Genomic DNA, 12,012 nt, shown 5'->3' with positions numbered 1-12,012 from the left:
ATGGCCCCGATCGCCGCGCACGGACCGGACGCCGCCCTGGTGGAGTTGGGCCCGTGGCAGCGCGGGCTGCGTGCCCAGTTCCCCATCGTCACCGGCAACCCGGAGCTGACGTACCTGGACAGCGCCGCCACCACGCAGAAGCCGCAGGCCGTACTGGACGCCGTACAGGCCCAGTTGACCACGGCCAACGCCAACGCCGGCCGCGGTTCCTACCCGTGGGCCAATGCCTCCACCGCCCTGGTGGCCGGCGTCCGCGACCGGATCAAGACCTTCCTCGGCGACCCGGACCCGGAGCGCTCGGCGGTCCACTTCACCAGCGGGACCACCGAGGGGCTGCGGATGATCGCCCGGGACTGGCTGCCCGAACTCCTCGCCGACGGGGACGAGATCGTCGTCCCGTTCGCCGACCACGAGGCCAACCTCGCACCGTGGCTGGAGGCGCAGCACCTGCTCGACCGGCAGGGCGTGCGGATCCGGGTGCGGGAGCTGCCGTACCAGACCTCGTCCGGGGACTACGATCCGGCGGCACTGGCCCAACTGGTCGGCCCCCGGACCCGTTTCGTGGCCGCCACCCACGTCCACCACGTCTACGGCGGCAACATGAACGTCCACCTGCTGCGCCGGGTGCTCGGGCCGGAGGTGCCGATCTGCCTGGACGCCGCGCAGAGCGTCGGCCATCTGCCGGTCTCGGTCGCCGAACTCGACGTGGATTTCGTGGCGTTCTCCGGCCACAAGGCGCTGGCGCTGCCCGGTTCGGGTGCGGTCTGGGCCCGGCAGACCCGCGGCCCGGAGCTGCACCCCGGCGGCTGGTCCGGCAGCCCCAACACCACCGGGATCGCCGGCCTGGCGGCCGCGTTGGACTGGTTGGACGCCGCGGGCACCGAACGGATCGGGCGCTGGACGGTCGCGCTGGCCGCCCGGCTGACCGAGGGGCTGCGCCATCTCGACGCCTACGAGGTCGTGGGGTGCCAACGCAGCCTGGCAGTCGCCTCGCCGGTCCAACAGCGCTGCGGGATCGTCACGTTCCGGCACCGCGACATCGGCGCGAGCGACCTCGGCTTCATCCTCTTCGACCACGGCTTCATGGTGCGGACGGACGGGCACTGTCAGGCGGGCGTGGGGGAGCGCGCCAGCTCGGTGCGGGTGAGCCTGCACGTCTACAACACCCCCGAGGAGATCGACCGGTTGCTGGCCGTGCTCGCCTCCCTGACATGACCGCCGAACCCCGTCCGTTCCGCACCGCTGTGCGTCCGCTCCCCGCCGGTCGGTGCCCCTCCGGAGTGAAAGGGGGACCCTATGGCTAATGGAAACCGTTTCCACCTGTAGCCTCGTGGTGATCGTGCGGCGCGCGGGAAACGGTAGGGGTGGTGCGTCCAGATGGGGCTGAGCATGGCCGTCGCGGAGTGGTGGGTGGAGCGTTGGGAGCGCCAACAGCGGCGCTACGCCATCGACCGCGAGGAGCGGTTCACGGTGATCGCCGACGTCGTCGAGCATGTGACGACGGGTCGGCGGAGGCCGCTGGTCGTCGATCTCGGCTGCGGCCCGGGCTCGTTGGCCGCCCGGCTCGTGGAGCGGCTGCCCGGCGCCGAGGTCATCGGGGTCGACATGGACCCGCTGCTGCTGGAGTTGGCCCGCACCCACCACTCCTCCGCCGCCCGGTACGTCGACGCGGTGATCGGCGCGGACGGTTGGATCGAGGCGCTGTCCCTGGGGCGCCCCCTGGACGCCGCGGTCTCCACCACCGCGCTGCACTACCTCACGGTGCCCGCGCTGCGCCGCACCTACGCCCAACTCGCCGCCCTGCTAAGGCCCGGTGGCGCGCTCGTCAACGGCGACCACCTGCCGCAAGCGGGGGCGGTCGCCGGTGCGCTCGCCGCCCACGTCGGCCGGTGCCGCGCGCGGCGGCTGCGGGACGGCGACCACGAGGACTGGGAGTCGTGGTGGGCGGGGGTGGCGACCGAGCCGGAGCTGGCCGAGCCGCTGGCCGAGCGCCGCCGCCGGTTGAGCGCGCCGGTCGTCGGCGACGGGGACGGCGCCGCGGACAACGGGCTGTCGGTGAGCGATCACGCGGCGCTGCTGCGCGAGGCCGGCTTCGCACATGTCGTCCCCGTCTGGCAGTTCGGCGACAGTTGCGTGCTGGTGGGGATCCGTTAACGCCGGACCTGGGACGGAATGTGCGGATATGCCCTAGGGGTGGCGCGCGTCCGCGGGGGTGTCCTTGCGGCTCACCGCCAGGTAGCCGATGAGCAGGGCGATGGGCACGGTCAGGGCCAGCGTGACCGGCCCGGTGCCCCAGCCGAGGCCGCCGCGGGTGACCGGGACGCCCATCCAGTCGGCGAAGGAGGCCCCCAGCGGGCGGGTCAGGATGTAGGCGCCCCAGAAGGCGGCGACCGCGTGGAGGCCGAGGAACCGCCCGCCGAGCGCGGGCAGCAGGATGAGCGCGCCGAAGGCGACGCCCGAGGTCAGATAGCCGAGGTCCAGGGTGCCGGCGGTGAGGTCGCCGACGGCGGTGCCCAGGGCGAAGGTGGCCAGCACGGTGGCCCAGTAGAACGTCTCCCGGCGGCGGGTACGGACGCTGTGCAGGGAGAGCGTGCCCTCGCTGGCGTACCAGGCGGTCAGGACGGCGGCCAGGGCCAGTGCGAAGCCGATCGTGGAGACGAGGTACGGGACCCCGAGGATGACGTGGACGACGTCGGCGGCCATCGTCCCGAAGACGCTCACCGCGACGATCGCGGACCAGTAGAGCGCGGCCCGGTAGCGGGTCGCGCGGAACTGCGCCACCAACAGGACGGCGAACAGGGTGAATCCCAGGGCTCCGGCCGGTATCGGTCCGAGCGTCCGGCCCAGGTAGTCCGAGGCGGTCTCGCCCATGCCGGTGGTGAGGATCTTCACCACCCAGAACAGCGCGGTGACTTCGGGGACCTTGGTCCGCAGCGGGGTGCCGCCGCGGTACCGTCCGGTGGCCTCCGGCGTCGCCACCGCCGTGCCGTTCGGCTGTCCGATCGTCATGTTCCGCCCTTCCGGCGCGCGGGAGCGCGCGTTGCCCGACCAGCGAGTGTCTACAGGACTGTAGACGATGATGCGGAGGGCGAGGTTCACTGCCCGGTGAGGCGCATCTCGCGCGGGATCTTGTGCGGGGCCTCGCCGCGGGGCGCGGAGTGGAGCGCGCCGTGGGTCGTGCGGAGCCGGTCGGTCCGCCGCCCGGCCGCGCCGCCCTACGGGACGGTGAAGGCAGCGGAAACTCTTGGTTTACGGCCCCCCGGAAGGATGTTCGGGGGTGCCGCGGCTGCCTAGCATGTGGGGCGGAGCGGCCGCCGGCCCTCCCATCCGCAGCCACCGCTCCCGAACGCCCCAGGAGGCCCCGTGCCACGAGCCGACCTGCGGCGGCTGCGGTCGCCGCGCGTCTGGGGCCCTGGCGGCGCGCTGTTGATCGCCGGCGCGGTGACCGCGGTCGCGCTGACCACCGGCGCCGGCCCCGGCGTCGGCACGGCCGCCGCCGACGGCCTCCCGCACACCACCGTCGAGGTCGATCCGGGCGCCTGCGGCCGCGGTTGGCGGCACCCCCACCCCGGCCTCCAGGTCTTCGACCTCCACAACGGCTCCAGCCAGCCGGCCGAGAGCTACCTCCGCGGCGCCGGCGGCGGGCCCGTCTACGGCGAGGTGGAGGGCATCGGCCCTGGCACCACCCGCCACCTTCAGGTCCGACTCGGCCCGGGCGCCTACGCCTTCACCTGCCTGCCCGACGACGCCAGCGCGGTCACCGGCCCCACCGTCCGCATCGTCGGCCCCGGCCGCGACGGTCCGGCCGCGGCGCCGATCACCCAACACGACCTGATCGGCCCGGCGCTCGACTACCAGAAGTGGGTAGCCGGCGGCCTCGACACCCTCGTCCGGCAGACCGCCGCCCTCCGTACCGCCGTCGCCACCGGCGACCCGGCCGCGGCCCGCTCCGCCTGGCTGCCCGCCCATCTGACCTACGAGCGACTGGGCGCCGCCTACGGGGAGTTCGGCGACGCGGACAAGAGGATCAACGGGACCACCGCCGGGCTCGCCGGCGGCGTCCACGACCCCGCCTTCGCCGGCTTCCACCGCCTCGAATACGGCCTGTGGCACGGCGAGTCCGTCACCGGGCTGCGGGCGCCGGCCGCCGCGCTCGCCGACGCGGTGCGCGCGCTGCGCGACGACTGGGCCCAGGCCCGGATGGACCCGGCGGCGCTCGGCCTGCGCGCCCACGAAATCCTGGAGAACACCGCGCAGTTCGAGCTGACCGGCCGCACCGACTACGGCAGCGGCAGCAACCTCGCCACCGCCCGCGCCAACCTCGACGGCACCCGCGCGGTGCTCGCCCGGCTGCGCCCCCTGCTCGCCCCGCGCTACCCCGAACTTCCCTACCTTCAGGCCGCGTTGGACCGCACCGGGCGGCTCCTCGACGGCTTCCGGCGCGGAGGCCGCTGGACCCCGCTGGACGGCCTCAGCCGCCCCGAGCGGCAGCGGACCAACGCGGCCGTGGGCGACCTGGTGGAACGGCTGGCCCCGGTGGCCACTTTGTGCGATCCGCGGAGGACGGTGTGAGCAAGGCCGGACACGGTGCCAACGGAGCCCACGGCACCGGCGACGACGGTACGCAGGACGCGCGGCGCTCCGGCGTCGGCCGGCGCGGCTTCCTGCGCGGGGCCGCCCTGGCCGGCGCCGGGGGACTCGTGGCCGGCGGGGCGTCACTCGCCGCCGGCGGCGCCGCATCGGCCCGCGCGCCCCACGCCGAGGGCCCCGTCCCGCAGCCGCCGCTGCCGGGCGCCGGTCAACTCCTGGGCGCCGCGCCCCCCGTCCCGTTCCACGGCCCGCACCAGGCGGCCGTCCTCACCCCGCCCCGCCGGGTCACCGCGTTCATCGCCCTCGACGTCACCACCGAGGGCCGCCGGGACCTCGCCGACCTGCTGCGCACCCTCACCGAGCGGGCCCGCTTCCTGACCGGCGGCGGCACCCCCGAGCCGCTCGGCGTCACCGGACCGCCCGCCGACTCCGGCATCCTCGGCCCCCAACTCCCGCCCGGCGCACTGGCGGTGACCGTCGGCGTCGGCTCCTCGCTCTTCGACGACCGGTTCGGCCTGTGCCCCCGCGCCCCCCGCCGGCTGACCGCCATGCCCACCTTCCCCGACGACGACCTCCAGGCGGACTGGTGCCACGGCGACCTCAGCCTCCAACTCTGCGCCGAGGACACCGACACCGTGCTGCACGCGCTGCGCGACCTCACCCGGCACACCCGCGGCGCCCTCCAGGTCCGTTGGCGGCTGGACGGCTTCGCCAGCCCGCCCCGGCCCACCGGCACCCCCCGCAACCTCTTCGGCTTCAAGGACGGCACCGCCAACCCCGACCCCGGATCGGCCCGTGCGATGCGGGACCTGGTCTGGGTCGGCAGGGGCGGTGGTGAGCCGGACTGGGCGGTCGGCGGCAGCTACCAGGTTGTCCGGCTGATCCGGATGTTGGTGGAGTTCTGGGACCGGGTCTCGCTGACCGAACAGGAGCGGATGTTCGGCCGCGCCCGGGAGACCGGTGCCCCGCTCGACGGCAACGACGAGCACGACGCCCCCGATTACCCCGGTGACCCCAAGGGCGACGTCATCCCCCTGGACAGCCACATCCGCAAGGCCAACCCCCGCACCACCGACACCGCCGACCAGCGCCTGCTGCGCCGCGCCTACAACTACGACCGCGGCACCGACGCCAACGGCAACCTCGACATGGGCCTGCTCTTCTGCTGCTACCAACAGGACCTGGCCCGCCAGTTCGAGACCGTCCAGCGCCGGCTGGCCGGGGAGCCGCTGGTCGACTACGTCACGCCGTTCGGCGGCGGCTACTTCTTCGCGCTGCCGGGCGTACAGGACCGCGACGACTGGTACGGCCGGGCCCTCCTCGCGCCGTAGCCCGGCCCCGCCACCCGGCGAACCACCCGCCGCTCGCGTACAACTGGGGCACCGACGGAGCCCGGGCCAACGGTCAACACACGGTCAAGGTTTGCCCCGGGATACCTGACCCGGTGTTCACCCCCGCGCCATCATGGCTCTGCCCCGCCGCCGCCCGCCCGGCACACCATCCGGCCGTACGCAGCGACCACGAACAGCCCGGAGGATGAGGACCAGATGGCCAAAAGGGGAAAGACGAGAGCGATACGGACCCTGGGGGCCGTCACCGGAGCCATGGCGCTCGCCGCGCTCGGCGGGGGAGCACCCGCCCTGGCCGCCGGCGGCCCGCACCCCGGTCCCACCGGAACCGCCACCCCCATCAAGCACGTGGTGGTCCTCTTCGACGAGAACATCTCGTTCGACCACTACTTCGCCACCTACCCCCAGGCCACCAACGCCGACGGGACGAAGTTCACCCCCTCCCCGAAGACCCCGCGGGACGTCGACAACCTGCGCACCGCCGGGCTGCTCAAGCACAACCCCAACCAGTACCTCCCCAAGCGGCTCACCCCGCAGCAGGCCATGACCTGCGACCAGAACCACGAGTACGGCCCCGAGCAGTACGCCTACGACGCCGGCAAGGCCGACAAGTTCGTCCAGAACACCGACTCCGGCAAGTGCTCCGGCGGCCTCTTCGGCGAGCCCGGACTGGTGATGGACTACTACGACGGCAACACCGTCACCGGCCTGTGGAACTACGCCCAGCACTACGCCCTCAACGACCACTCCTTCGGCTCGGTCTACGGCCCCTCCTCGCCCGGCGCGATCAACCTGGCCTCCGGCAACACCCACGGCGTGATCTCCACCGACCCGACCTCGGGCACCGAGAACCCCAAGCAGACGCCCAAGCCGGACGGTTCCGTCGTCCACTCGCCCGACGCCAAGGGTGTCGGCACGATGATCAGCGACCCGGACCCGGCCTACGACGACTGCTCCAGCAAGGACCACACCGGCAAGAACGCGCTCGCCGCCATGCAGGGCCGCAACATCGGCGACCTGCTCAACTCCCGCAACGTGAGCTGGGGTTGGTTCCAGGGCGGCTTCCGTCCCAGCACCCCCTGGGACGGCAAGCAGGGCCACTTCGCCAAGTGCGGCGGCACCACCCACGCCAACGTCGGGGGAGCGGCGGTCGTCGACTACAGCCCGCACCACGCCCCGTTCCAGTACTACAAGTCCACGGCCAACCCGCACCACCTGCCGCCCAAGAGCGTCGACGAGGTCGGCCACGCCGGACCGGCCAACCACAACTACGACCTGACCGACTTCGACGCCGCGCTGCGCGCCGGCAAGCTGCCGGCCGTCAGCTTCCTCAAGGCCCCCGCCTACCAGGACGGCCACGCCGGCAACTCCGACCCGATCGACGAACAGCACTTCCTCGTCGACCAGATCAACCGCATCCAGCAGGCGCCGCAGTGGAAGGACACCGCCGTCGTCGTCGCCTACGACGACTCCGACGGCTGGTACGACCACGTCTTCGCCAAGCCCACCAACGGCTCCAAGGACACCGCCACCGGGTCCAACGGCAAGTCCACCGACGGCCCGGCCTGCCAGTCGGGCCCGGCGCCCGCCGGCGGCTACCAGGACCGCTGCGGCCCGGGCACCCGCCAGCCGCTGCTCGTCATCTCCCCGTACAGCAAGACCAACCACATCGACCACACCGCCACCGAGCAGACCTCGATCATCAGGTTCGTCGAGGACAACTGGCACCTCGGCCGGATCGGTGACGCCTCCTTCGACGCCCGCGCCGGCGCGCTGAGCGGGATGTTCGACTTCCGGCACCCCAACGGCAAGCAGGTGCTGCTCAACTCCGACGGCTCGGTCAAGTCCGTCGGCCCGATCCGCCCGGTCAAGCCGGTCCACACCAGCATCACGCCCGGCCCGGCGATGCAGAACACCGCGGCCGTGGACGGCGGTTCCGGCTTCCCCGTGCTGCCCGTCGGGATCGCCGCGGCCGCGGTCGCGGCCGGCGCCACCGGCACCTTCTTCGCCCTCCGGCGCCGCAAGGAGCACGGCGCGGCCTGAACCCCGGCCTGAACCGCCCGCCCAGCAGGACCCGTTGACGCGCCCGGTCGGACCACCGCCTCCCGTGGTGGCCCGGCCGGGCGCGGCGGTACGCCCGCCCGGGTACGCCGTTGTGCCCAGCCGCCTGGACCCATCGGCGCAGCGCCGGGCGGGGCGACTCCTCCCGCGGAACGATTTCGCCGCGCGGCCGGGGTAACCCCGAGTGCGCCCCCGGGAGCCACGGGCACATGTGGGCCGTGACCACCACGACCTCCCGCGACAGCACCCGCACATCCACCGCCGGCCCCGCGCGCCAGGCATGCGGCCGGGCGCTCCTCGGCGGCGCGCTGATGGCCAGCGCCCTGGGCGCCGGCAACGCCGCCGGCCCGGAACTCGCCCGCCTCCTGGGCGCCGACGGGTACGCCGGAGAGCTGCTCCGCGCCGCCCTGGTGAGCGCCCTGGCGGTCCCCGCGGTGCTCGCCGTGCACGCCCGCCAGCGGACCGTAACTGCCCTGCCCGAGCTGGGACTTGGCCCCGGACGCGGCGCGCTCCGGGCCTTCCTGCGCGGGCTGATCGTCACCACCTGCTGCGCCGCGGCGGTCCTCGGGGCGGGCACCGCGGCCGGGTGGGTCCGCTGGGCCGCGCCGGATCCGCCGGCGCTGCTCGCCTTCCTCGTCCGCAACGCCCCCGTCGCGCTGCTGCTGGAGGCGTTGCCGGAGGAGACCGCCCTGCGCGGCTACACCTGGGCGGCGCTGCGCGCCCGGTTCGGCGGTGCGCTCCCGGCGCTGGGCACGACCCTGGTCTTCCTGGCCGTCCCGGTGGCCGTCACCGTCGTCCAGGCCGGGGTCGCCCCGCTGTTCGGCGACCCGCCCCCGCCCCTGGGCCTCGCCCCCGGTGGCCGGGACCCCGTCGGATACCTCGTCCAACTCGGCGCCTTCGGCCTCACCTTGGTCGCCGCCCGGACCGTCCCGGGCCCCGCGCCGCTCTGGACGGCGATCGGCACCCACCTCGCCTTCCTGAGCGTCAACCGCGTGGTCTTCGAGGGCGTGGCCCGCGGCGCCGGCTGGTCGGCGACGATCGCCCCGGCGCATGCCGCGGTGCTCGAACTGGGCTGGTTGGCGGCCACGTCCGCGGTCTTCGGCCTGGCTCGTGGGCGGTGGGGCGCGGCCCTGCGGTAACCGGCGACGGCCAGCGTCGCCGCCGGCCGCCGCCCCGGCCGGCGCCGCCCTGCTGCTCCTCGACGTCCTCCACCGCCCCTGCTCCCCCGGCGGTCGCCGCGGTCACAACTCCTGGGCCGGCCAGTCCAGCAGCCGGGCGCCGATCACGGCGGTGTGCAGGGTGTAGCGGTGCACCGGATCGGCCGGATCGGCCCCGGTGAGCTGGTGCACCCGCGCCAGCCGGTACGTCAGCGCCCGCACGCTCAGCGACAGCCGTCGCGCGGCCTCCGCCGCTATGCACCCCGAGTCGAAGTACACCGCCAGCGTCCCCAACAGCGGCCCGGCCCCGCCGCGCGCCTCCCGCAGCGGGCCCAGCGTGCTGCGCACCAGATCGGCCATGGCCTGCCGGTCCCGCGTGAGCACCGGATAGACCAGCAGGTCCGCGGCGTACAGCACGGGGTCGCCCAGTCCCATCCGTTCGGCCAGTTCCAGCGCGTTGAGCGCCTCCTCGTAGGACTGCACGATGCCCCCGGCGCCGGCGTGCGTCCGGCCCACCGCCACCCGCACCCCGCCGATGGCCTGCTGCGCCTCGCGCGCGAAGCAGTCCAGCACCTCGGCCGCGTCGCCCGGCGCGATGCAGATCAGCCGGCCCTCCTTGGTGGTGAGCAGCAACTGCCGGTCCCCGAACCGCCCCACCAGGGCCTGCTGCACCCGCCGGGCCACCGGATCCGCCTCCGCGTACGCCTCGGACCCCTCGGCCACCGCGACGGCATGGGCGTGCGACAGCCGCAGCCCGAAGCGTTCCGCCCGCTCCGCCAGCCGCCCCAGATCGCTGCCCCCGTAGAGCAGGTCGTCGATGAACTCCCGGCGCGTGGCCTCCTCCTGCCGCACCGCGAGGTGCTGCGCCCGCTCGTAGCCGCCGGCCAGCGCGTCCACGGCCTGGGCGAGCGCGGCCAGGACGCTGTCGGTCGGCGCCGAGGCGGACCGCGGCCAGGCCGCCCGGGTCACCGCGAGGTGCGCATTGACCAGGGCCCGCAGGCTGTGCCCGGCCTCGGCGGCCCGCTCACCGGCGGCACGGCGCGCCTGGAGCTCATCGCGGTTCAGCCGCCGGCCGGTCTGCGCGACATCGGAGAGGACCCCCGCATACCCGTCCAAAAACTCCTCGGGCAGCTTTCGCCCCGTCACGCGTTCTCCACCCCTCGGTGTGCTCTTCCGGCGTCCTTATTGACGCTTTCTTAACACACCGGGGGTGTGGCCCGTCCAGGCGGGACGACCGTCCCCGGTGGGGCCCCGGGCACGGTCTCCCCTCAACTCCGAAGACGGCAGCGGGGATTGGCTCCCCCGCCGCGACTTCGCCCGCTGCCCGCTCCTCGGCCGAGGCCGCGGGACGGGGCCCGGCCGGCGCACCGCGCCCGTGGCGCGCCGGCCGGGCGGTCGTTCCGGCCACCGTACGGCCGTCATCCGGCCGTCATGCCGGTGGCCTTTTCAGCCGTCGCAGCGTCGCAGCCGTCTCAGTCGTCGTCGTGGTCGACGGAGTGGCTGACCACCGTGCCGTTGGCCCGGCTGACGTCGACCTCGTGCTCGACGCCGTTGCCGGTGCGCAGCTCCACCTCCCAGACGCGGACGCCGTGCTCGTGATCCGGCTCCACCGAGACGACGCGGCCGCCCGGCACGGTGCGGCGCGCGACGTCGACGGCCCGCTGCTGGCCGTCGTCCGGGGCGGTGGACGCCGTACCGGAGCCGTTGCCGGCCGTGTTGTCGGCGGTGGTGCCGGTCGCCGTATCGGCCGCCGTGCTGGCCGCGTTCTGAGTGGCGGGGGTGGTCGCGCCGTCGGTGGCGGCGACCGCGGCCGCGGTGCCGCCCGCGGCGAGCACGGCCACGGCTGCGCCGGCCGCGAGCCAGCGGCGGCGGCCGGTGAGCGCGCGGTGGAAGCGGGTGGGAGCCATGGGAAACCTCCTGAGTACGGCGGCCGGTCCGGGCCGGCCGGACGGCGGGTCGGAACGTCCACCACCGTGCCGTGCGGTGGCTGAAGCGGGCCTGAAGGTTGCTGAAGAGCGCTTCAGGAAGCGTCTGGCAGGCTGGCGGCATGCGCTTGCTGATCGTGGAGGACGAGAAGCGCCTCGCCACCACCCTGGCCAAGGGGCTGGCTGCCGAGGGCTTCGCCGTGGACGTGGCACACGACGGCCGCGAGGGGCTGCACCTGGCCACCAACCAGGGCTACGACCTGCTCATCCTGGACATCATGCTGCCCGGCATGAACGGCTACCGTCTCTGCGCGGCCCTGCGGGCGGCCGGTGACGAGACGCCGATCCTGATGCTGACCGCCAAGGACGGCGAGTACGACGAGGCGGAGGGCCTGGACACCGGCGCCGACGACTACCTCACTAAGCCGTTCTCCTACGTGGTCCTGCTCGCCCGCGTCCGGGCGTTGCTGCGCCGCCGGACCCGCGGCGGCAGCCCCGTGATCCGGATCGGCGACCTCGCCCTGGATCCGAACCGCCACCGCTGCACCCGCGGCGAGACCGAGATCACCCTCACCGCCAAGGAGTTCGCGGTCCTTCAGTACCTGGCGTCGCGCTCCGGCCATGTGGTCTCCAAGGCGGAAATACTGGAGCACGTCTGGGACTTCGCGTACGACGGCGACCCGAACATCATCGAGGTCTACATCAGCGCGCTGCGGCGGAAGATCGACGCGCCGTTCGGCCGGCGCTCGATCACCACGGTGCGCGGGGCCGGTTACCGGCTGGCGGTGGACCGTGGCTGAGCGCACGACGGAGCCGGCGTCCGAAACCGCTGAGGCGGCCGGTTCCGGCTCCGGCTCCGGCTCCGGGCCCGCGACGGTGCCCGGGCCGGACCGCCCCGCCGCCCCGCCGACCGACGCCCACCCGCCCCGC

The 12,012-nt window shown here is 74.3% G+C and carries 10 protein-coding genes; 7 read left to right on the top strand and 3 right to left on the bottom strand.

Annotation, left to right across the window (positions count from 1 at the left end; translation table 11 throughout):
* Positions 1 to 1,215, top strand: a complete 1,215-nt coding sequence (locus PV796_RS05135) for an aminotransferase class V-fold PLP-dependent enzyme (RefSeq protein ID WP_274911709.1) — start codon at positions 1 to 3, stop codon at positions 1,213 to 1,215.
* 162 nt (positions 1,216 to 1,377) lie between these two features.
* Positions 1,378 to 2,154 carry a class I SAM-dependent methyltransferase gene (locus PV796_RS05130; RefSeq protein WP_274911708.1) on the top strand — a complete coding sequence of 259 codons (777 nt, stop codon included), beginning with the start codon at positions 1,378 to 1,380 and terminating at the stop codon, positions 2,152 to 2,154.
* Between the two features lie 33 nt (positions 2,155 to 2,187).
* Here the strand turns inward: PV796_RS05130 and PV796_RS05125 are convergent, their stop codons facing one another.
* Positions 2,188 to 3,009 (bottom strand): COG4705 family protein, encoded by an 822-nt coding sequence (locus PV796_RS05125; RefSeq protein ID WP_274911707.1) that lies wholly within the window; start codon positions 3,007 to 3,009, stop codon positions 2,188 to 2,190.
* A 354-nt stretch (positions 3,010 to 3,363) separates the two neighbouring features.
* Between PV796_RS05125 and PV796_RS05120 the strand changes: the two genes are divergently transcribed.
* The 4 genes from PV796_RS05120 (at position 3,364) to PV796_RS05105 (ending at position 9,139) form a co-directional block, all read left to right on the top strand.
* Positions 3,364 to 4,572 carry an EfeM/EfeO family lipoprotein gene (locus tag PV796_RS05120; protein ID WP_274911706.1) on the top strand — a complete coding sequence of 403 codons (1,209 nt, stop codon included), beginning with the start codon at positions 3,364 to 3,366 and terminating at the stop codon, positions 4,570 to 4,572.
* Entirely contained in the window at positions 4,569 to 5,921 is a 1,353-nt protein-coding gene (gene efeB, locus PV796_RS05115) for an iron uptake transporter deferrochelatase/peroxidase subunit (RefSeq protein ID WP_274911705.1), read from the top strand. Before PV796_RS05120 ends, efeB begins: the two co-directional genes overlap by 4 nt.
* 216 nt (positions 5,922 to 6,137) lie before the next feature.
* Positions 6,138 to 7,982 (top strand): phospholipase C, encoded by a 1,845-nt coding sequence (locus PV796_RS05110; RefSeq protein ID WP_274911704.1) that lies wholly within the window; start codon positions 6,138 to 6,140, stop codon positions 7,980 to 7,982.
* Positions 7,983 to 8,218: 236 nt separating this feature from the next.
* Positions 8,219 to 9,139 carry a hypothetical protein gene (locus tag PV796_RS05105; protein ID WP_274911703.1) on the top strand — a complete coding sequence of 307 codons (921 nt, stop codon included), beginning with the start codon at positions 8,219 to 8,221 and terminating at the stop codon, positions 9,137 to 9,139.
* A 102-nt stretch (positions 9,140 to 9,241) separates the two neighbouring features.
* Here the strand turns inward: PV796_RS05105 and PV796_RS05100 are convergent, their stop codons facing one another.
* Positions 9,242 to 10,303 carry a PucR family transcriptional regulator gene (locus PV796_RS05100; RefSeq protein ID WP_274911702.1) on the bottom strand — a complete coding sequence of 354 codons (1,062 nt, stop codon included), beginning with the start codon at positions 10,301 to 10,303 and terminating at the stop codon, positions 9,242 to 9,244.
* Positions 10,304 to 10,629: 326 nt separating this feature from the next.
* Complete coding sequence (locus tag PV796_RS05095) at positions 10,630 to 11,064, bottom strand: PepSY domain-containing protein (protein WP_274911701.1); 435 nt, start codon at positions 11,062 to 11,064, stop codon at positions 10,630 to 10,632.
* 140 nt (positions 11,065 to 11,204) lie between these two features.
* Between PV796_RS05095 and PV796_RS05090 the strand changes: the two genes are divergently transcribed.
* Positions 11,205 to 11,882, top strand: a complete 678-nt coding sequence (locus PV796_RS05090; protein WP_274911700.1) for a response regulator — start codon at positions 11,205 to 11,207, stop codon at positions 11,880 to 11,882.
* Positions 11,883 to 12,012: the final 130 nt, after the last annotated feature.

The sequence above is a fragment of the Streptomyces sp. WZ-12 genome, assembly GCF_028898845.1.
In the GTDB taxonomy this organism is placed as follows: Bacteria; Actinomycetota; Actinomycetes; order Streptomycetales; family Streptomycetaceae; genus Streptomyces.
The sequence above is the reverse complement of the archived record's forward strand: the minus strand, read 5'-3'. Positions and strand labels throughout refer to the sequence as shown.

Bases quoted from the DNA above. Each gene is read 5' to 3' on its own strand.
- PV796_RS05090 (WP_274911700.1), top strand. From the start codon at position 11,205: ATGCGCTTGCTGATCGTGGAGGACGAGAAGCGCCTCGCCACCACCCTG.
- PV796_RS05095 (WP_274911701.1), bottom strand. From the start codon at position 11,064: ATGGCTCCCACCCGCTTCCACCGCGCGCTCACCGGCCGCCGCCGCTGG.
- PV796_RS05135 (WP_274911709.1), top strand. From the start codon at position 1: ATGGCCCCGATCGCCGCGCACGGACCGGACGCCGCCCTGGTGGAGTTG.
- PV796_RS05125 (WP_274911707.1), bottom strand. From the start codon at position 3,009: ATGACGATCGGACAGCCGAACGGCACGGCGGTGGCGACGCCGGAGGCC.
- PV796_RS05130 (WP_274911708.1), top strand. From the start codon at position 1,378: ATGGGGCTGAGCATGGCCGTCGCGGAGTGGTGGGTGGAGCGTTGGGAG.
- PV796_RS05110 (WP_274911704.1), top strand. From the start codon at position 6,138: ATGGCCAAAAGGGGAAAGACGAGAGCGATACGGACCCTGGGGGCCGTC.